At 41.1% G+C, this 20,397-nt stretch carries 16 protein-coding genes; 7 read left to right on the top strand and 9 right to left on the bottom strand.

Annotated elements, in window-relative coordinates; all coding sequences use genetic code 11:
• Window positions 1-295, top strand: a 295-nt coding sequence (locus tag G509_RS0101540) for a T9SS type B sorting domain-containing protein (protein WP_026989915.1), incomplete at its 5' end; no start/stop codon positions are given.
• 435 nt (window positions 296-730) lie between these two features.
• On the opposite strand, the gene G509_RS0101535 is transcribed toward G509_RS0101540, so the two are convergent.
• Both G509_RS0101535 and G509_RS0101530 read right to left on the bottom strand, forming a co-directional pair.
• Complete coding sequence (locus G509_RS0101535) at window positions 731-2,629, bottom strand: amidophosphoribosyltransferase (RefSeq protein ID WP_026989914.1); 1,899 nt, start codon at window positions 2,627-2,629, stop codon at window positions 731-733.
• 58 nt (window positions 2,630-2,687) lie between these two features.
• Window positions 2,688-3,620 carry a PfkB family carbohydrate kinase gene (locus G509_RS0101530; protein WP_026989913.1) on the bottom strand — a complete coding sequence of 311 codons (933 nt, stop codon included), beginning with the start codon at window positions 3,618-3,620 and terminating at the stop codon, window positions 2,688-2,690.
• Window positions 3,621-3,851: 231 nt separating this feature from the next.
• Between G509_RS0101530 and G509_RS21260 the strand changes: the two genes are divergently transcribed.
• Window positions 3,852-5,006, top strand: a complete 1,155-nt coding sequence (locus G509_RS21260) for a virulence RhuM family protein (RefSeq protein ID WP_081663223.1) — start codon at window positions 3,852-3,854, stop codon at window positions 5,004-5,006.
• A gap of 71 nt (window positions 5,007-5,077) precedes the next feature.
• On the opposite strand, the gene rnhA is transcribed toward G509_RS21260, so the two are convergent.
• The 3 genes from rnhA to purN are packed head-to-tail and all read right to left on the bottom strand — an operon-like array spanning window position 5,078 to window position 6,698.
• The gene (rnhA, locus tag G509_RS0101520) at window positions 5,078-5,557 is read right to left on the bottom strand and encodes a ribonuclease HI (RefSeq protein ID WP_026989912.1); all 480 of its coding nucleotides are present in this window, start codon (window positions 5,555-5,557) and stop codon (window positions 5,078-5,080) included.
• Between the two features lie 43 nt (window positions 5,558-5,600).
• Window positions 5,601-6,098: a hypothetical protein gene (locus G509_RS0101515; RefSeq protein ID WP_131450762.1), complete on the bottom strand. Its 498-nt coding sequence runs from the start codon at window positions 6,096-6,098 to the stop codon at window positions 5,601-5,603.
• A gap of 27 nt (window positions 6,099-6,125) precedes the next feature.
• Entirely contained in the window at window positions 6,126-6,698 is a 573-nt protein-coding gene (gene purN, locus G509_RS0101510) for a phosphoribosylglycinamide formyltransferase (protein WP_026989910.1), read from the bottom strand.
• A gap of 176 nt (window positions 6,699-6,874) precedes the next feature.
• Between purN and G509_RS0101505 the strand changes: the two genes are divergently transcribed.
• The 5 genes from G509_RS0101505 to pyk all read left to right on the top strand — a co-directional run bounded on the left by G509_RS0101505 (window position 6,875) and on the right by pyk (window position 11,364).
• Window positions 6,875-7,111 (top strand): acyl carrier protein, encoded by a 237-nt coding sequence (locus tag G509_RS0101505; RefSeq protein ID WP_019037482.1) that lies wholly within the window; start codon window positions 6,875-6,877, stop codon window positions 7,109-7,111.
• Window positions 7,112-7,316: 205 nt separating this feature from the next.
• Window positions 7,317-8,570 carry a beta-ketoacyl-ACP synthase II gene (gene fabF, locus G509_RS0101500; protein ID WP_026989909.1) on the top strand — a complete coding sequence of 418 codons (1,254 nt, stop codon included), beginning with the start codon at window positions 7,317-7,319 and terminating at the stop codon, window positions 8,568-8,570.
• 9 nt (window positions 8,571-8,579) lie between these two features.
• Entirely contained in the window at window positions 8,580-9,326 is a 747-nt protein-coding gene (gene rnc / locus G509_RS0101495) for a ribonuclease III (protein ID WP_026989908.1), read from the top strand.
• A gap of 135 nt (window positions 9,327-9,461) precedes the next feature.
• A complete protein-coding gene (locus G509_RS0101490) occupies window positions 9,462-9,929 on the top strand; it encodes an IPExxxVDY family protein (protein ID WP_051199884.1) in 468 nt (155 codons plus the stop codon).
• Window positions 9,930-9,933: 4 nt separating this feature from the next.
• The gene (pyk, locus tag G509_RS0101485; protein WP_026989906.1) at window positions 9,934-11,364 is read left to right on the top strand and encodes a pyruvate kinase; all 1,431 of its coding nucleotides are present in this window, start codon (window positions 9,934-9,936) and stop codon (window positions 11,362-11,364) included.
• 175 nt (window positions 11,365-11,539) lie between these two features.
• Here the strand turns inward: pyk and G509_RS0101480 are convergent, their stop codons facing one another.
• The 4 genes from G509_RS0101480 to G509_RS0101465 form a co-directional block, all read right to left on the bottom strand.
• Window positions 11,540-14,314: a PD-(D/E)XK nuclease family protein gene (locus G509_RS0101480; protein WP_026989905.1), complete on the bottom strand. Its 2,775-nt coding sequence runs from the start codon at window positions 14,312-14,314 to the stop codon at window positions 11,540-11,542.
• A gap of 73 nt (window positions 14,315-14,387) precedes the next feature.
• On the bottom strand, window positions 14,388-15,779 hold the full coding sequence (locus tag G509_RS0101475; protein WP_026989904.1) for an OmpA family protein: 1,392 nt from the start codon (window positions 15,777-15,779) through the stop codon (window positions 14,388-14,390).
• A gap of 111 nt (window positions 15,780-15,890) precedes the next feature.
• Window positions 15,891-17,084: a glycine C-acetyltransferase gene (gene kbl, locus G509_RS0101470; RefSeq protein WP_026989903.1), complete on the bottom strand. Its 1,194-nt coding sequence runs from the start codon at window positions 17,082-17,084 to the stop codon at window positions 15,891-15,893.
• 141 nt (window positions 17,085-17,225) lie between these two features.
• Window positions 17,226-20,363 carry a UvrD-helicase domain-containing protein gene (locus tag G509_RS0101465; protein WP_026989902.1) on the bottom strand — a complete coding sequence of 1,046 codons (3,138 nt, stop codon included), beginning with the start codon at window positions 20,361-20,363 and terminating at the stop codon, window positions 17,226-17,228.
• Window positions 20,364-20,397: the final 34 nt, after the last annotated feature.

Genomic DNA, 20,397 nt, shown 5'->3' with positions numbered 1-20,397 from the left:
GGCGGTAAGCATCATCGACTACCCGCACTTCTTTACACCAAACGGCGATGGCTACCACGACACCTGGAACATTGTAGGGCTTAAGAACTACCCGGAGGCGAGGATCTTTATCTTCGACCGTTACGGCAAGCTGCTGAAACAGCTAAGCCCGGAATCGGATGTAAATGATGGCGAAGGATGGGATGGTACTTATAACGGCCAGCCTGTACCGGCTGACGACTACTGGTTTACCGTTACCTACCCTGATGGTAATGTAACTAAAGAATTTAAGGCACACTTCTCGTTAAAACGATAAGCAGCCTATAAATAACAAATACCAAAACCGCCCCATGCTGATTGCATGGGGCGGTTTGTTTTAGGGGTATATCAGGATTCTCTGTAGAGACGCATTGAATGCGTCTAACACAATAATGTCAAAGCTGGATTGGAGACGCATACAATGCGTCTCTACGTGAAATAGGGAGTGGTTTAAAACAGGAATGGCCTAAAAATAAGAAAGGGAAAACTGTATAGTTTTCCCTTTCTTTGCCCCCAAAAATACCGTAAAAATTAATTTTACTAATGCTATTTTGGGTAAATATATATGCTTTTATAATACCCTGCAACTTTTTCAGGCAAAAAACCTAAAAATTCGTTGAAATGCGTCTTTTTTAAGTTATCATTCGAATAATAGGCCTTACGAAAACAATTGAGAAATGGTATTAGCCTTTTTTTATTTAATCTTTAATTATTAATAGGCCCTTGCATCGTTACCTTCGTAAAAGTTAATAAAGGCACGGTTTACCACACGGTTTCCACCCGGTGTAGGGTAATCTCCGGTAAAGTACCAGTCGCCTAAATTTTTAGGGCAGGCAACGTGTAAATTATCTACCGTCTGGAAAATAATCTTAACCTCAGCCTTAGTTTCCGGCGTGGTTAACATATGGGCAATTTTATCCGATATTTCCTGATCTGTAAACGGAGCGTAAAACTCGGTTACATAGTTTACCACATCTTTATCGGCAAGGTTTTCCTGCGCTTTCGATTTTTTGTACACATCTTCTATAATGTGCTCCATGCCGCGCTCTTTAAGCAAGGCTAAAGCCGCCTGGAAAGCAATAAGCCCTTCCAGCTTTGCCATATCTATACCATAACAGTCAGGGTACCTGATTTGCGGAGCACTTGATACAACAACAATACGCTTAGGGTTAAGCCTGTCCATCATTTTAATGATACTCATTTTTAACGTAGTACCACGAACAATAGAGTCGTCTATAATAACAAGGTTATCGGTAGGTTTAATAACGCCATAGGTAACATCGTACACATGCGCAACAAGATCATCACGGCTGCTATCTTCGGTAATAAACGTACGAAGCTTGGCATCTTTAATGGCAATTTTCTCGGTACGTATTTTAACCGAAAGCAAATCTTTAAGCGTTTCCTCGGTAAGGGTGTTCCTGTTATTAAGGATATCGGTATTTTTACGATCGTTTAGAAAATCCTGTGCCGCTTCTACCATACCGTAAAACGACGTTTCGGCCGTGTTAGGAATGTACGAGAATACTGTATTATCGGTATCATCATCAATGGCTTTAAGCACATCAGGCAATACTAATTTACCAAGGTGCTTGCGCTCTTCATAAATCTCAGCATCGCTACCGCGAGAGAAGTAAATTCTCTCAAAAGAACATGCTTTTTTAGGCAGTGCCGGTATAATTTCTTCTACCGATACTTTACCACTTTTCTTGATAATGATAGCATGGCCCGGTTCAAGCTCCTGAACATCATCAAAAGCTACGTTAAACACGGTTTGTATAACAGGCCTTTCGGATGCTACAACAGCAACCTCGTCATCCTGATAATAGTATGCAGGGCGGATACCCGCAGGATCGCGGAAAACAAATGCATCGCCGTGGCCAATAAGGCCGGCCATTGCATAGCCACCATCCCATTGTTTGGAGGCACGTTTAAGTATACGTGCAATATTTAATCTTTCTGATATTACCGGAGAGGCTTCCTGCTTGCTGTAACCTTCGTTTTTACAATCCTGGTACAGGTCGCTAACTTCATCATCTAAAAAATGACCTATTTTTTCCATTACCGTAACAGTATCGGCAAGTTCTTTAGGATGCTGGCCAAGCTCTACAAGGCTGTCAAAAAGCTGCTTAACGTTAGTAAGGTTAAAGTTACCGGCAACAATAAGGTTACGGTGCATCCAGTTATTTTGGCGCAAAAATGGGTGAACACTTTCTATGCTGTTTTTACCAAAAGTACCGTAGCGCACGTGGCCCAAAAACAATTCGCCTACATAAGGCAACTGGTCTTTTTGCAGCTGAACATCGTTAGCATACTCAGGATGAGCAGCCATTTCTTCGCTAATGCGGCCATTGATCTGGGCAAACACATCTTGTATTGGCTGTTGCTGGTTAGAGCGAACACGGCTAATATAACGCTGGCCTGGTTTAACATCCAGCTTTATACTGGCAAAGCCTGCACCGTCCTGGCCACGGTTATGCTGCTTTTCCATTAACAAGTACATTTTTTGAATGCCATAAAAGGCAGAGCCATACTTTTCTTTATAGTACTCCAGTGGCTTTAATAATCGTACCAGTGCTATACCGCACTCATGTTTTAAAGCGTCGCTCATAATTGTTGTGTGTTGTAGTTATATTAAAAAAAGCCCCGCAATGAGGCCTTAGTATTCTTTACTCCTGTTCCAGCGCTATATCAAACTGGGTTAATGCCTTAAACTGTTGCAGCCTTTCGTGCACCTCGTCTTTATCAAGGCGCTGCAGGCGTGCCGTACCAAACTCTTCTACGCAAAACGATGCAAGGTTAGAGCCGTATATTATAGCATTTTTCATGTTCTTAAAACTTAGGTTTTCGCTTTGTGCAATGTAACCCGTAAAGCCACCCGCAAAAGTATCGCCTGCCCCGGTAGGGTCAAACACCTCTTCTAACGGTAAGGCCGGTGCAAAAAATATTTTTTTATCGTGGAAAAGCAATGCACCATGCTCTCCTTTTTTAATTACCACATACTTAGGGCCCATGGCATGTATTTTAGCTGCTGCTTTAACCAGGCTGTATTCTCCGGTAAGCTGGCGGGCTTCTTCGTCGTTAACGGTAATAACATCTACACGTTTAATAACTTGCAATAACTCTGCCAAAGCACAGTCCATCCAAAAGTTCATACTGTCTAAAACAATAAGCTTAGGGGTGGCAGTAAGCTGGTCTAAAACACCCATCTGAACAATTGGGTGCAGGTTACCCAGCATTACCACATCGGCGTCTTTAAAATCAGCAGGAACAACGGGGTTAAAATCGGCCAGTACGTTAAGCTGGGTATCCAGCGTATCGCGGCTGTTAAGGTCGTTATGATAACGGCCGCTCCAAAAAAACGTCTTCCCCCCTTTTACAACTTCTATACCCGATATATCTATATTCCTCTCTGTAAACAAATCTAAATACTCTTGAGGGAAATCATCGCCTACAACAGATACTATGGCCGACTTAACATTAAAAAATGCAGCCGACAGCCCTATGTAGGTAGCTGCACCGCCCAGTATTTTGTCGGTTTTACCAAAAGGCGTTTCTATAGCATCAAAAGCTACGGTACCAACAATGAGTAATTTATTCATAAACAGTTATAGAATTTAAAGGCGCAAAGATAATGCTTTAGTTACACCAAAGCAATACGTGCAGTATCAATTTAGCTTATGGGTTTATAGGCAAAATAATAGCTTTTAAATAATATACTTGATATATTGTTAGATGGAGCCTTTTCAAGATATATTTACTTAAAGATTCACAATTATCAGTTAAGCATTTTTTTATTAATTTTACATGTACTAACATAATTATAGCACCCAATGAATAGTCCAGATAGTATGTCTGATTTTCTGTTTTATACTTCAAATGATGGTAAAATAAAAATAAATGTTGTCATAGATGACAAAAATGAAACAGTATGGTTAACTCAGCAAAGAATTGCCGAACTTTTCAATGTTGATAGAAGCGTAATCACAAAACATTTAAGCAATATTTATAAAGATTTAGAATTAGAGAAAGATTCAACAAGTGCAATTTTTGCACATGTTCAAAAAGAAGGCAACAGACAAGTAAAACGAAATATTGAATTTTATAATTTAGATGCAATTTTGTCAGTAGGCTATAGGGTAAATTCATACGAAGCCACACAATTTAGAAAGTGGGTAAATAGTATTTTAAAAGAATATCTCATTAAGGGATTTGTTTTAGATGATGATAGATTAAAGCAAGGCAAAAACCTTTTTGGCAACGATTATTTTAACGAACTACTCGAAAAAATTCGGGAGATCCGCGCAAGTGAAAGACGTTTTTATCAAAAAATCACCGACATATATGCTACCTCCATAGATTATGACTCCAAAGCACAAATTACACAAACTTTTTTTGCTACGGTTCAAAACAAATTAGAATTCGCAATCACTAATAATACTGCTCCTGAAATAATTAAACTTAGGGCAAACTCCAATGAATCAAACATGGGGCTTACAAGTTGGAAAAATGAAAAAACAGGCGGCAAGATTCTAAAATCTGATGTGACCGTTGCAAAAAACTATTTAAATCAAGATGAGATATCTGAACTCAACATGATAGTTTCAATGTATTTAGATTACGCTGAAAATCAAGCTAAAAAGAAAAAATTAATGAACATGAAAGACTGGATCACTCGGTTAGACGCATTTTTACTTTTCAATGACTATGAAATACTTGAAAATTCTGGGAAAATTAAATCTGCCATCGCAAAAACATTTGCCGAACAGGAGTATGAAAAATTCAGGAAAATTCAGGATAAAGAATACAAATCTGATTTTGACAAAGTTATAGAAGATATTAAAACTAATGGAAATTTACCTCCGGAAGCCACCACTACCTCTTTTAACCCCATGTCAATAAAATCCGTATCTAAATTATCAAAATTTAATGAACACTTAAAAAAAACACTTGATCAAAATAGTGACGAAAACAAGACAAGAGAATAGAACTAAAGCTATAAAACAACCCAAATACAAAAACTACTTTTGTCAAAATTTTATATAATTATCGAAAATAACTAAACCATCTTACTACCCACATCTTCATAAAAAGCATCAACATTTAAGTTGGGCAATGTAGATGCCATCACAGCAAGCTGGTCGCAGCGCTCGTTTTGCGGATGGCTGTTATGCCCCTTTACCCATTTAAAATCTACTTTATGCTGGCGGTATATTTTTAAGAAGCGTTTCCACAAGTCAGGATTTTTTTTACCTACAAAACCTTTTTTTTCCCAGCCAAAAACCCAGTTTTTAACCACCGAGTCTACCACATATTTAGAGTCAGACACCACAAGCACACTCGTGCCCGGCGTTTTTAACTTCTCCAGGCCCACAATAACTGCAAGCAGCTCCATGCGGTTGTTGGTGGTAAGCCTAAAGCCCTCGTAAAATTCTTTACGGTACGGCTGGCCAACCAGTTCCATTACCACGCCATAGCCACCGGGACCGGGATTGCCCTTGGCAGCGCCATCGGTATATATGTGTACGGTGTGAGCCATTATTTAGATTTTGGATGGTTAGATATTTAGATTTTTGGACGGTTTAATAATCTGCTATTTTAGAAATCATATTATGTTTAAATGGAGTTGTCTGAACCGAATAATCATGTATATCAACTAAATACCAACAATTATTATAATAACTAAATTTATAATTTAATGTTTGTTCGCTTTCAATAGCTTTGTAAATACATGTCACAGTATCTTTATTTCTATCTATTTCATGCTTGTAATTGATTTTTGATTTAGCATACGATTGAAAATCTGTTTGAGGCAGTTTTAAAAAATGTTGGTAGTTATCCCTGCCTACATATTCAGTAATTAAAGTATCGGCTGAGTTTTCATAATAATGCAGCAGTAGCGGAAATTTAATATGCTCTCTTTGGTATAAGCTATCCTTTACAAAAGCTTTAAAAAACGCATCAAAATTAACCTCACAAACAATTTCATCTATAGGCATTTTAACCTCTTCCTTTGTACCTTTATTCCTGTTACAACCAAGCAACATCCCAAACAGCAATGGTAAAAATACACTTCTCATAGTACTACTATCTAAAAATCCAGTAACCTAATTATCCTGTTCATTCAACAATTCCTCAATAACTCTCGGAAAATGCTCATGCTCTAAAGCCAGTACTTTCAGGGCAACATCTTCGGGGGTAAGGCAGCCGTCTAAGGGTACCGATTGCTGAAATATTATGTTGCCTTCGTCGTAATTATCGTTTACATAATGTATGGTAATACCGCTTTCGGGGTCTTTATTTTCTAAAACCGCGCGGTGAACGTGCATTCCGTACATGCCTTTTCCGCCATAATTAGGCAATAATGCGGGGTGAATGTTAATAACCCTGCCCGGATAAGCCGAAATTATGTCGGCCGGAAATTTTAACAAAAAGCCCGCAAGCACAATTAATGCCGGGTTAAAAGCCTGCACATGGCGCAGCACAAAACCATTATTTAGCTCGTCTTTTGTAAACACAAGCGTGGGCACATTGTAGGCCTCTGCTTTAGCCAAAACACCCGCATTTTGGTTGTTAGCAAGCACAAGTGCCACTTTATGGGTTTTACTTTGTGAGAAATATCGCATAATTTGTTCGGCATTAGAGCCCCCACCCGATGCAAAAAGCACTATATTTTTCATGTTGAAGTAATTTTTATTGTGCAAAAAAAAGAATAATATCCCGCAAAATAACGCATCTTTCACATTATTGTAAAATTAATTTTTTACTTTAGTACTCACATTTTTTGGGTAAACCTCGGTTTTAAAATAAAGTTTTTTATTTTTGCCGTTCAATTTAAATTCTAAAATTAAAGATTATGTCAGACATTGCATCAAGAGTAAAAGCGATTATCGTAGACAAATTAGGTGTTGACGAAAACGAAGTTGTAACAGAAGCTAGCTTCACAAACGATTTAGGAGCAGATTCATTAGACACTGTTGAGCTTATTATGGAGTTTGAAAAAGAATTTGATATTCAGATTCCAGACGATCAGGCTGAGAACATCTCTACTGTTGGTCAGGCTATTTCTTACATAGAAGAAGCAAAAAAATAATAAATACCTAACATCCATGCAGCCTTATAATTGCATGGATGTTATTATTTATTGGCGGTTTTTAAGCCTTATTAAAAAGATTTTACCGAAAAAAGGCTCAAAACCAGCCTTCTATAATATGCAAGTGCCCATGTATTGTTAATCTTATTTGTTTAGATAGACGCATGGGTATTGTTTTATAATTTTAAACTATAAAATTAGCTTTATGAAATTACGGAGAGTTGTGGTAACCGGTTTGGGCGCACTAACCCCTATAGGAAATACGGTAGAAGAATACTGGAACAGCCTTATAAATGGCGTTAGCGGTGCTGCCCCCATTACATATTTTGACACCACTAACTTTAAGACCAAATTTGCCTGCGAAGTAAAAAACTTTAATGTTGAAGATTTTATAGATCGTAAGGAAGCCCGAAGAATGGACCGCTACGCACAGTACGCCATTGTGGCTACGGATGAAGCCGTAAAAGATGCAAATTTTGATTTTGAAACCCTTGATAAAGACAGGGTTGGCGTTATTTGGGGCTCTGGTATAGGAGGTCTTGAAACGTTTCAGGAAGAGGTAATAAACTGGACTAACGGTAACGGTACACCCAAGTTTAACCCCTTTTTTATACCTAAAATGATTGCCGATATTGCAGGTGGCCACATATCTATTAAGTATGGCTTTAGAGGCCCTAACTTTACTACGGTATCTGCATGTGCATCATCTACAAACGCAATGATAGATGCGTTTAATTACATTCGACTTGGCCATGCAGATGTTATGGTAACAGGCGGAAGCGAAGCAGCTGTAACCATTGCCGGTATGGGCGGGTTTAACGCTATGCACGCACTTAGCACAAGAAACGACGACCCTAAAACAGCAAGCAGACCTATGGATAAAGACCGCGAGGGCTTTGTACTGGGCGAAGGCGCAGGCTCTCTTATTCTTGAAGAATATGAGCACGCCATTGCACGAGGGGCTACAATATATTGCGAAGTTGGCGGCGGCGGCATGAGTGCCGATGCGCACCACATTACTGCACCACACCCCGAAGGGCTTGGCGCACGCAACGTTATGAGAAACTGCCTTAAAGATGCAGGCTTAAACCCTGAGGATGTAGATGCCGTAAACATGCACGGTACCTCTACCCCACTGGGCGATATTGCAGAGAGTAAAGCTATTATAGAGGTTTTTGGCGAACATGCTTATAACCTTAACCTTAACTCTACAAAATCTATGACGGGGCACCTTCTTGGGGCTGCCGGCGCTATAGAAACAATATCGTGCATACTTGCCATTAAACATGGTATAGTACCACCTACCATTAATCATTTTACAGATGATGAGAACATCGACTCTAAACTAAACTTTACCTTTAACAAAGCCCAGAAAAGGGATGTTAAAGTGGTTATGAGCAATACCTTTGGTTTTGGCGGACACAATGCCTGCGTACTGGTTAAAAAACTTGAAGAGTAATGAACCATTATGGGTATTTTTAATAAAATATTTTCTAAAAAATCCCGTCTGCCGGAAAGTGACGGGATTTTTTTTACCGAAATACAAAACATGCTGGGGTTCGATCCGCTCGACCTTAGCCATTACCGTAAAGCATTTACCCACAGGTCTTCCAACAAACTCGACGAAAAAGGCTTTCCTATAAATTACGAAAGGCTGGAGTTTTTGGGCGATGCCATGCTGGGGTCTGTTATTGCTGCCCATCTTTTTAATGAGGTACCTACCGGAGACGAGGGCTACCTTACCAAAATGCGCTCTAAAATTGTTAGCCGCGAACACCTTAACGAGCTTGGCCGCGATCTTAACCTTATTAAATGGGTGGAGAGCAAAGTTAGCGCACAACATTTTGGCGAAAACATTCACGGTAACCTTTTTGAGGCTTTTATTGGAGCCATTTACCTGGACAGGGGCTTTGATTACTGCGAAAAATTTATCCATCAAAAAGTAATACTGCCTTATGTAGATATTGCCCAGTTAGAAGGCAAGGTTATAAGCTACAAAAGCCTTGTAATTGAATGGTGCCAAAAAGAGAAAAAACCTTTTTTATACGAAGTTTACGAAGACAACGGCGTAGAGGGCCAAAAACATTTTGGGGTAAAACTTAAGATAGACGGCAGGGTAGTTTCGCGTGCGCGTGCCACTTCTAAAAAGAAAGCCGAGGAGCAGGCATCCAAACGTGCGTTTTTCGCATTTCAGGAAAAAATTAACAAAAAATAAATCAACCTGATAGATTACTCAAACGTTTTCGTGAAAAAAATAGCGTTAACTTAATTTTAAGAGTGTTTAATGTAAGTTATAAATAGTATATTTACGACTTATTTGGATTTGGAATTTATGGCTACTCATAAATTAATGATTGACGATTTTGTTTCAGTTGATTATGGATTGATTGCCATACACTCCTCCCTTGAAGATTACCGCCTGGCTTATTTTATAAACCGACATTTAGAATTAAGGCTCGAAAGATGCCCAAGAGATGTAAGTTTTAAACGCAAAGATGGCGAGAGTTTTTTTTCCAGGTATCTTTTTGAAGACGACACTAATGATGCCGCCTGGAGCCTTATCCAAAATAAAAACAGCATGGTGAGCACGCATACAAACAATACATCGCTTTTTGCAGGAGAAGGCCTTATGGGTACCTCAAGTGCTTTGTTTATCCCTGAACTTAAAACGGTAGATTATATCTTAAAGATAGAAGATACAGAAAGCGATACGGCTATAGACAATGCCGTTACCGGCCTGCTTGCCATAAAGTATATTGCCACTGCGTATAAAATAGACCACTATAAACTAAAATCGAAAAACAATTTAATTTTCTAATAGAATGTCGACAAGAAAAAAAACCAAAATTGTAGCCACGTTAGGCCCTGCATGCAGCACTAAGGAAGTGATTAAAAACATGATCGATGCCGGTGTAAATGTATTCAGGATTAACTTTTCTCACGCTGATTATACCGATGTTAAAGAACGTATAGACATCATCCGCGGACTTAACGAAGAGTTTGGCTACAACACCTCTATACTTGCAGATTTACAAGGCCCAAAACTTCGTGTGGGTGTTATGGGCGAAGATATTATTGTTCATAAAGGCGATATTATTACTTTCCAGACTGCCGAAGATGTTATTGGTACAGCAGACAGGGTTTACATGAACTACAAACAATTTCCTAACGACGTTAACCCGGGCGAAAGGATTTTGCTTGATGATGGTAAACTAATGTTTGAGGTTATTGAAACCAATAAAATAGACGAGGTTAAAACTGTAGTTGTACAGGGTGGCCCGCTTAAATCTAAAAAAGGGGTTAACCTGCCTAACACTAAAGTGTCTTTACCGGCCCTTACAGAAAAAGATATCAGGGATGCTATTTTTGCCATTGGCCAGAATGTAGACTGGTTAGCGCTTTCTTTTGTACGTACGCCAAGAGACTTACAAGACCTTCAGGATCTTATTGCTGAGCATTCAGACCATAAAATTCCGATTATAGCTAAAATTGAGAAACCGGAAGCGGTAGAAAATATAGACAAGATCGTAGCATTTTGCGACGGCCTTATGGTTGCCCGTGGCGACCTTGGTGTAGAGGTTCCGGCACAAGAGGTACCACTTATCCAGAAAAAACTAATAAACCGTGCTAAAACGGCCCGTATTCCTGTAATTGTTGCTACCCAGATGATGGAAACCATGATTACAAGCCTTACGCCTACCCGTGCCGAGGTTAACGACGTTGCCAACTCTGTAATGGATGGTGCCGATGCTGTAATGCTTTCTGGCGAAACATCTGTAGGTATGTACCCTGTAGAGGTTATTGAGAAAATGACACAGATTATCGAGGCTGTTGAAGATTCTCCGCTAATCACTGTTCCGCAAAACACACCACAGGTGCGTACAAAACGTTTTGTAACCAAATCTATTTGCTACCACGCTGCACAAATGGCAAACACCATTAAAGCTAAAGCAATTGTTACGTTAACAAATAGCGGTTATACAGCATTCCAGATTTCTGCATGGAGGCCAATGTCTCAAATATTAGTGTTTACAGATAACAAAAGGATACTTACACAAATGAGCCTTTTATGGGGTGTTAATGCTTTTTATTACGATAAATCGCTTAGTACCGATGAAACTGTAACAGAGGTTAACCAGATAGCGCAAGAAAAAGGCTATGCTGAAAAAGGAGACATCCTTATTAACCTTGCTGCTATGCCCGTTGCAGAACGCGGTATGGTAAATACCCTTAGGGTATCTGAAATCGAATAGTTTTATTCTTATCCGTTTTTATATAGTGGAAAAAGCTGCCTTAGGGCAGCTTTTTTTATAACCAAATTTCCCCAGGGCCGATGCCCCGGGTTATCTAAAACCCTTTCAGGGTTACCTTTACCGTTTACTTAAGCCTAAAAACTGTAAACTGCGACTGAACACTGTAAACTGCGCTCTACCTTACCTCTTCTAAAAATGGAATTTCGGCGTTTAGTATCTCGTTAATAAGCGTTACCAGTTGCGACTTGAATTCTTCTAAAACGGCGGTATCAACAATATCTAAAACGGGAGCGCTTTTATCGTAGCCATCTTTAAAGTTAAAGCCCATAAAGCCGCTTTTCATGTTTTTGAAGGAAATAATACCCGCCTCTATTTCCTTACCTTCAGCGTGCTGTTGGTACATAAAAACATAGCATAGCAACTGGATTATTTTGTCGTTTTTAATATCGGTTGTAAGTCCGTCCCAGGTTTTAAGCACCACATTGGCTTTATCTACCTTACCGGTTTTATAATCAGTAATGCGTATGCGGCCGTTTCGTTCTTCTATACGGTCTATATTACCCGATATCATTACCGGATAGGGCAACCTTTCATCAGTAAGTACACGCTCATATTTTTGCTCCAATGCAATAATCCTGATAGCATCGCCATCGGTCAGGTCTTGTTTTTCCTGCTTTAAAAAGTTGTGCACATTACGCTTGGCTACCTCAAAAGCCAATAAGTTACGGCCTTTTCTAATCTCTCCCTCTTTATAAACGGTAACAAACTGGCGCATAACCTCGTCATCAGCCAGGGCGCCCATAGCAGCGAGGTTTTGTTCTGAAAGGAATTTGCCAATAAACGGTTTGTACAGCTCCTCTAACGCACCGTGAATAATAGTACCCAGTGTGTTAAGTGCAATACTTTCTTCTACCTCGTCGGTCTCGCGAATGCGGAGGATGCGCTGGTAGTAAAACTGTATGGGGTTGCGCAAATAGCCCGTTAACGCCGATGGCGAAAAGCCCTTGCCTGTAGCAATTTCTTTTAATCGCTCTGTTACGGCGGCGGTTTTTGGCACCGTCATGGGTTCGTAAGCCTTTTCGGGCAGGTGGGCGTTATAAATAACGCTGGTAAGGTTGTGTGCCGGCTTTTTCTCAATTTCTAACTGGGTTAAAAAGCGGCTGCGTTCGCCGGCATCGAGGCCCTCGCTTTCGGTGTTGTAAAGCAGGTAGATATTTTTGGCGCGGAGTAAAAGGTGGTAAAAGTGGTAGCTGTAAATAGCGTCTTTTTCTTTATACGTTGGCAATCCTAACTCGCGCTTTACATCATACGGAATAAACGAATTCTGGCTCTTTCCCGCAGGAAATTTACCCTCATTCATACTCGTAATAATAACATTCTCAAAATCGAGCACGCGGCTTTCCAGCACTCCCATGATCTGGAGGCCCAATAGCGGTTCGCCTTCAAACGACACCTCTGCCAGGTCGATTACCTGTTTGTAAATAGCATGCAGCACCGTAAGGTTATTTATTTGCGGATGGGCCTCGTGATAATTGATAAGCTTATTGATAACCTTAAAAATAGAATACAGGAATGCCTTGGCTATCTTATCCTCTTCTTCATCGGTGCTAAGGAACAATTTTAAGCCCAGCATGATGTTAGAAAGGCGCGTGAGTATATTGCCCACATTATCGTCCCATCGTTCAAACAGGAGCCTGAAAAACGGTGTGGCGTTGCCCTGAATCTCGAACAGCTTGTTGAGTGAAAAGAAGGTTATATTGTTTTTATTGATGGTATCTACCAAACGCGATGCATCGGCATACGGCTCCACCAAAGGGTGTGTAAGGATGTCCAGCACTTCGCGATAATACAGCGTGTAGCTTTTTTCGTTTCGGTTTATGGCATTGGTGTGCATTTTAAACAGCTTTTGCACCAATATTTGCGCCGGGTTGTTTTTGCTGCTGTAGCCCATTGTAATGTTGAGGCTGCCCACATTGGCCGGAAGGCTGTACAGCAAGGGTATTAAAAGGCTTTCTTCGCCAAGAACCAACGCTGTTTTATCGAGGCTGTAGCCTGCATTTTGAATTTGCTCTGTTATTTCGCCCGCAATTTTGGCCTGCCCAACGGTTTTTGGTGTACCAATGATCTGTATGTTCTTTTCCTGGCTAAACTCGTTGGTAATCCACTCAAAAGGGTTGGCGCTGTATTGTTTCCAGTCTTTTTGAAAACGGCGGATAAAAAGCCCGGCATCGTGGTAGGGATCGCTTAAAAAAGCATAGTCTATATCCCAGTACACGCGTGCCTGCCCGCCCGACATAAGGTGCTGGATAATTTTTTCTTCGGCAGCATTAAGCGCATTAAAGCCTGCAAATACGTGCTGGCCCTGTGTATAACTGTTGCTAAAATGGGTAATGTTTCTAACCGCTTCGCGATATATAAGCCCCTGGTAGCCCACGCCTTTATCTAAAAGGTGTGCATATAGGGTGTTGTAATAGGATGGAAGAAGTTTCCAGAATTCTAAATAGGCCTCTATCATGGTAGTGCGCTTGTCTACATCTACCGCCCAGTGCTCTATTTCCTGTATATTTTCAAGGTATGATAATACGTGCGATGGGTTAAGCAGGTAACGGTCTATCTCGTTAAAATCCTGCAAAAGGGTTTTGCCCCAGTTGGCAAAGGTTTCAAAAGGTTGTTGCTTGTCTTTCGGCGTAAGCCCAAGGTATACATTATAAAACTCAAAGAGCAGTTCTATAGCATCTATAGATCGTATTCCGGCTACATCGGCCACAAAATCTTCTATGCTTATAATATTGGGTGCAAATACTGTGGTGCTCAGCTGCTTTTTAAGCGCCTCAAGCAAAAAAATGCGTGCCCTTTTGTTGGGCAGCACTATGGTAATGTTGGGCAGGTTGCTGCCGTAAATGTTTATTATCTCTGTACTTAGTTTATCTAAAAAGCTGGGATTTGCCATGGCATAAAAATAAAAAAACGCCCCCGATAAATCAGGGGCGTTCTCTATAAATATTTAAGCTTTTTAAAAACTATTAGTTAGTTTTTATAAGTTTAACTTCAACCCTACGGTTTTGAGCTTTACCTTTTGCATTTTTGTTAGATGCAATTGGTTTAGTTTCACCAAATCCTGTAGATGTTAACCTGTCAGCTTGTATACCGTTTTCTACTAAGAAGTTTCTAACAGCAGCAGCACGGTTTTCAGATAATGTTTGGTTAAGCGCGTTGCTACCATCGCTATCTGTGTGACCTTCGATGCTAAAGCTTGCATTTGGATACTCTTTAAAGATGCTTAGCATTGAAGCAAGTACCGGAAGAGTTTCTTCTTTAAATGTAGCTTTACCACTATTGAAAAGGATAGTTTTAGCGTACTCGTTAAGACGTTTCATTACTTCTTCAGTAACTTCAGGACATCCACGGTTAGCAGCAGTACCTTTAACTGATGGGCAAAGATCATCTTTGTCTAATACACCGTCGCCGTCAGTATCTGGCCATGGGCATCCACCGTTTTCTTTAGGACCAGCAACTTCTGGACATTTGTCATCTTTATCAGCTACACCATCACCGTCGCCATCAGGGCAACCGTTAAGTTCTTTAGGACCGGCAACTGTAGGGCAAGCATCATCTTTATCAGCTATACCATCACCGTCTGTATCAGGACATCCCTGGAATTCTGGTAAACCAGCTTCTGTAGGACATGCATCATCTTTGTCAGGAATACCATCTGAATCTGTATCAGGACATCCTTGGAATTGTTTTAAACCTGGTACTTCAGGACAAGCATCGTCTTTATCGTAGATACCATCTTTATCAGTGTCTTTTCCACCAAATTTAAATGTAATACCTGCAAAGTGCTGTATGTGCTTAGGCACATTAGCTTCAGCCTGGTCTTCGAATGTGTGTTTGTAAGTAGATTGTACTGTAAGACCAACATTTTCTGTAAACCAGAAGTTGATACCAATACCACCGTTTACTGTACCGTTACCTTGCTCATCTAACCAAGTGTAACCTCCACCAACGTGAACGTAAGGGTTAAACCAGCTTTTTGGAAGGAAACCATATTTAATAATACCGTCTACTCCGTAGTAAGTAAGATCTCCCGGATCTGTTACATCGTAGTAAGTAGCGCCCGGCTGACGAGTAACAACTTTATCAATTTTGTTTACAGATCCTGTAATACCAAAAGAGAAGTTGTCGCCTACGTGCCTTGACACGTTTAAGTAAGACACAGATGGAAGTACGTTCCAGTACTCATCGGTTTTAAAGAAACCGCCAAATTGGTCTTCAAATTTAGAAGCAGCGCCAAAACGTGTGCTCACTGCGTTGACACCGAAGGATATAGCCCAAGGGTTGTCTTCGTCCTGCGCTTGTACATTTAGTCCTACGACTAAAAGTGCAGCTACGAATAGTTTGTTAAGATGTTTCATACTTTTTTTGTTTTAATTACAAATAGGTTATATAGGACAAAATTACTGTGTTAAAATATAACAACAAAACGTTTTAATACAAAATATCCTACTAAACCCGCTAAATTATAGTTAAATTACACTTAACGATTTCCCAACTTGGGTAAAAGCGGCAATTGCGTGGTCTAAATTTTCTTTAGAATGGGCTGCCGAAAGCTGTACTCTTATTCTCGCTTTTCCTTTAGGTACTACCGGGAAGAAAAACCCTATAACGTAAATGCCAAGGGTTAGCAATTGGTCGGCCATTTGTTGCGAAAGCTTTGCATCATAGAGCATTACAGGCACAATGGCCGAGTCTCCGTCTACAATATCAAAGCCTGCTGCCTTAATACCTTCTTTAAAATAGTTAGTGTTCCACTCCAGTTTATCGCGTAAGCTTGTATCTTTTTCTAAAAGCTCAAAAACCTTTAAAGATGCCCCTACTATAGAGGGTGCCAGCGAGTTAGAGAATAAGTACGGCCTTGAGCGCTGCCTAAGCAGTTCTATAATTTCTTTTTTGCCCGTAGTATAACCACCCATAGCACCACCAAGGGCCTTGCCAAACGTACCGGTTACAATATCTACACGGCCCATTACGCCTTTAGCCTCAAGCGTACCTTTGCCTGTTGCACCTATAAAACCGGCTGCGTGGCATTCGTCTACCATTACCAATGCATCATACTTATCGGCCAGGTCGCATATTTTATCTAATGGGGCAACAACGCCATCCATAGAAAAAACACCATCGGTTACAATTATCTTAAACCTGCGGCCTTCTTCATTGGCTTTTATTAGCTGCTGCTCCAGCTCTTCCATATTGCTGTTCTCATAACGGTAGCGCGCTGCTTTACAAAGGCGCACACCATCTATAATAGAAGCGTGGTTAAGACTGTCTGATATTATAGCATCCTCTTCGCCCAACAGCGGTTCAAACACCCCACCGTTAGCATCAAAGGCAGCGGCATATAATATAGTGTCTTCGGTACCATAAAAATTAGCTACGGCTTTTTCAAGGTTTTTATGAATATCCTGCGTGCCGCATATAAAACGGACTGACGACATACCAAAGCCGTGGGTGTCCAGCGCATCTTTAGCTGCCTGTATAACCTCCGGGTGAGACGATAGCCCTAAATAGTTGTTGGCACAAAAGTTTAATACTTTTTGTCCGCTATCCAGGGTAATTTCTGCCCCTTGCGGCGATGCTATTATACGTTCTTTTTTAAACAGGCCGTTCTCTTTAATAGATTCTAATTCGGCTGTAAGGTGTTCTTTAATTTTTCCGTACATGGTTTTAAGTTTTCAGTTTGTTGTCTTTATTTTGTTTCACAAAGATGCGCTAAGAAGCCGCAAAGTTACACAAAGCCAAAAGTTAGCGTAAAATTTCTTTGCGAATCTTTGTGCCTTCTTTGTGGTTCTTTGCGAAATAGATTAATCAAGATTTACAATCTCGATGTTCTCTCCTATATATACAAGTGTTTTTTTAGCCACTTGCAGTCCCATAGCCTGCAATGCGTTTTGATAGCCTGCCAGCTGCTTTGCATACTTATCTAAATGTGCCCCGGTTTTATAATCCAGCAAATACGCCTTGCCATCGCGCACGGCTACCCTGTCGGGTTTAATGTTGGCGGTTTGCGGGGCAATAATGCTCTGCTCGTTAAAAATAGTATTGCCCTCGGCGAAAAATATGTTCAGTTCCGGATGAAAAATAACTGCATTTAGCGTTTTTTCTACCTCGTCTTTTTGTGAGTGAATGATAAGTCCGTTTTCTATGGCTTTCATGATCGCGACAGGAATATCGTTCTCTGTTTTTATGTACGATAATATTTCGTGCGTAACGTTACCAAACTCTATGGCCTGCAACTGCGTGCTGCCCCACATAAGCGATTCGCGCTGCGCAATTTTAACCGATCGCGGATTAAAATGCTCTTTTACCACTTTAATAGTATGCTGCCCGCCCACGTGTGTTTCGGGTGCAGAGAGGCGCGTGACATTGCCAAACTCATATTCGGCAACCGTGTTATCAAACAATTGCTTTTGCTGCAGGAACTTTATAAAGTAACTCGACATGTTGTTGGTAAGCTCACCCCTCGATGTAAAATTGCGGTTAGATATAATGTACAGCTGCTCTTCGGCGCGGGTTAGCGCTACATAAAGTATATTTATGTTGTCCAGCAGTTCTTCCTGGCTCTTTATAAAATACATTTCGGCGGCTTTTTCGCCATATTCGGCAACAGCCTTGCTGCTGTCTATTAATGCTTTCTGGAATTCGAAGGTTTCATCGTCCAGTTCCAGCCACAGCTTATCGCGGCGGGAGCGGGCGTAGTCTTCTTCGGCAAACGGAAATATCACAACCGGAAACTCCAGACCCTTACTCTTATGTATCGTCATTATCCGTACGGCATCGTTGCCTTCCGGCGATGGTATGCTGAATTTTGACCCATTATTATCCCAATATTCTAAAAAGTCGGAGATGCCGCTTTGCGTACGGATGTCGCGCTCTAAAACCAGGTCCAAAAAATACTGCACGTAACTCTGGTTACTCTTGGCTTTAATAAAAGCATCTATAATAGTTTCTACCGCCTCGTAAAGCGATTTTTTACGGCAGCTTTTAAACGATATGCTAATGTTGTAATTGGCCAGCCATTTTTCGAGCGCGTCTTCATCGGGCTGCGCCATGCCCTGGGCAATAAAATCGTGTATGCCGGCATCGGTTTGCGTGTTGGCAGCAAAGTATAAAAAGTGGGCCTTAGCCTCTACATTCTCGTTACTTTTTAGGTAACGCAGCAGGTTGATGATAAGTTTAACCTCGGTGGCGTTCTCAATTAAAAGTGTTTCAGATGATAAAATGGGTATGGCATTCTCTGTAAGGTAGTTGGCCAGCAATATGCCGGGCTGCCTTTTACGGGTAAGCAGCACAATATCTTTATACTGAAAACCCTGCGCCTGTGCTTTGCGGATAACGGCAAGCGTTGCGGCAAGGTACAGGTCGTTCTTATCGGTGTCTTCGTCCAGCTCCTGCTCAATTTCCGGCAGGAACGATATGTTTACGTAGCCGCCCAGTTTAGGGTTTATTTCCTGAATGCTGGCGGCATACATGGCGCTGTAATCCTGGTTGTCGAATTCGCCCGAAAGGAATGAGAAAAAGTTGTTATTAAATCCTATAACCTCGCTGTAGCTCCTAAAGTTAGTACCCAACGGAATGGTTTCGCGGCTTGGGTTACTAAACGGGTTGTGGCCTTTGCCCAGTTCTATAAACTGCTCTGCCTTGCCACCACGCCAACGGTAGATAGACTGTTTTGGGTCGCCCACTATCATTAACGATCCCGGCCCGGCCAGCGGGTCTTCGCCCGCAAGGGCATTGTCAATGAGCGGGATAAGGTTATGCCACTGCATTTGCGATGTATCCTGAAACTCGTCTATAAAAAAGTGGCGGTAGCGTTCGCCCAAGCGCTCGTATATAAAGGGTGCAGGCTGGTTTTGTATTTCGCGGTGAATAATGGCATTAAACTCTGATATGCTCAGTACATTCTGCTCTTTCTGGATGCGCTCCAGTTCCTGGCCTATCGAATTTAAGAGCGATAGCGGTGTTATATTTTTAAGGAAGGCCGTATAAAAATTCTTTTTCTCGTAGTTTTTGTACACCTTTTTAAGCAGCACCAAAAGCGGGTCCAGCAGGCCTTCTATAACCAGCCTGTCCTTCGCGGTTTTGTTTATTTTAATATCCTCGGATTCGTGGTATTTTTTGTGTGATGATGTTAGCCTGCCTTCTTTTATGTAACCTATATGGTTAGGAAAATGCCCTGCCGAGAACGACTTGGGGTCTACTCCGCTACCATCCAGCAGCGCCGTCATTTCATCGGCCAGCGCCGAACATTCTGCTTCTAACGCTGCAACCGACTCTTTTAATTTTTCTTTTATGAATAGAAACTCCTCAATACTTTTATCTTTAAACTGCACCAGTTCGTTACGGTTGTTCTCGTCTACCAGTAGTCGCCCGGTTTCAAAGAGCTCGCGGGTAACATCCCAACTCTTATCGTTATCCAGCTTATCTAACGAAAAATCTACCAACAGGGCGGTAAGCACCTCATCATCGCCCGCCTTGGCAATAATAGCGTCTACAGCTTCCTGCAATAAAATATCGGTCTCCAGCGACACGTCAAACGAAACCGACAAATTTAAATCGTGTGCAAATGCACGGATAACCTTGTGCGTAAAACGGTCTATGGTACTAATATCAAACGATGCGTAGTTATGTATGATGTTTTTTATAATGGCGCGGCTCTTGTCTTTTATGGTCGCCAAAGAGAGGCCCGTCTCAACAGAAAGTACCTTCATTAACGATTCTGCACGGTCGCCCGGATCGTCTTTACTAAAGTCGGAGAGGTTGAGTATAATACGGCCCTTCATTTCCTCCACCGCTTTGTTGGTAAAGGTAATGGCGAGTATGCGGCGGTAGGCATCATCGGTAGGGGCCTGCAGCAAAATGCGCAGGTATTCTTTAACCAGGGTATAGGTTTTGCCGGAGCCCGCCGAAGCGTTGTATACCGAAAATGCAGTTTTACTCACTTAAAATGTGGGTTTTATAGTTTGGGATTAGAAA

This window comes from Flavobacterium subsaxonicum WB 4.1-42 = DSM 21790, assembly GCF_000422725.1.
In the GTDB taxonomy this organism is placed as follows: Bacteria; Bacteroidota; Bacteroidia; order Flavobacteriales; family Flavobacteriaceae; genus Flavobacterium; species Flavobacterium subsaxonicum.
This window is presented reverse-complemented; position numbering and strand designations above follow the sequence as displayed.

Excerpts from the sequence above, each read along its gene's own strand:
- G509_RS21260 (WP_081663223.1), top strand. The coding sequence starts at position 3,852 with ATGAATAGTCCAGATAGTATGTCTGATTTTCTGTTTTATACTTCAAAT.
- purN (WP_026989910.1), bottom strand. The coding sequence starts at position 6,698 with ATGAAAAATATAGTGCTTTTTGCATCGGGTGGGGGCTCTAATGCCGAA.
- G509_RS0101480 (WP_026989905.1), bottom strand. The coding sequence starts at position 14,314 with ATGGCAAATCCCAGCTTTTTAGATAAACTAAGTACAGAGATAATAAAC.
- fabF (WP_026989909.1), top strand. The coding sequence starts at position 7,317 with ATGAAATTACGGAGAGTTGTGGTAACCGGTTTGGGCGCACTAACCCCT.
- rnhA (WP_026989912.1), bottom strand. The coding sequence starts at position 5,557 with ATGGCTCACACCGTACACATATATACCGATGGCGCTGCCAAGGGCAAT.
- pyk (WP_026989906.1), top strand. The coding sequence starts at position 9,934 with ATGTCGACAAGAAAAAAAACCAAAATTGTAGCCACGTTAGGCCCTGCA.
- G509_RS0101475 (WP_026989904.1), bottom strand. The coding sequence starts at position 15,779 with ATGAAACATCTTAACAAACTATTCGTAGCTGCACTTTTAGTCGTAGGA.
- G509_RS0101535 (WP_026989914.1), bottom strand. The coding sequence starts at position 2,629 with ATGAGCGACGCTTTAAAACATGAGTGCGGTATAGCACTGGTACGATTA.
- G509_RS0101530 (WP_026989913.1), bottom strand. The coding sequence starts at position 3,620 with ATGAATAAATTACTCATTGTTGGTACCGTAGCTTTTGATGCTATAGAA.
- G509_RS0101515 (WP_131450762.1), bottom strand. The coding sequence starts at position 6,098 with ATGAGAAGTGTATTTTTACCATTGCTGTTTGGGATGTTGCTTGGTTGT.
- G509_RS0101505 (WP_019037482.1), top strand. The coding sequence starts at position 6,875 with ATGTCAGACATTGCATCAAGAGTAAAAGCGATTATCGTAGACAAATTA.
- kbl (WP_026989903.1), bottom strand. The coding sequence starts at position 17,084 with ATGTACGGAAAAATTAAAGAACACCTTACAGCCGAATTAGAATCTATT.
- rnc (WP_026989908.1), top strand. The coding sequence starts at position 8,580 with ATGGGTATTTTTAATAAAATATTTTCTAAAAAATCCCGTCTGCCGGAA.
- G509_RS0101490 (WP_051199884.1), top strand. The coding sequence starts at position 9,462 with ATGATTGACGATTTTGTTTCAGTTGATTATGGATTGATTGCCATACAC.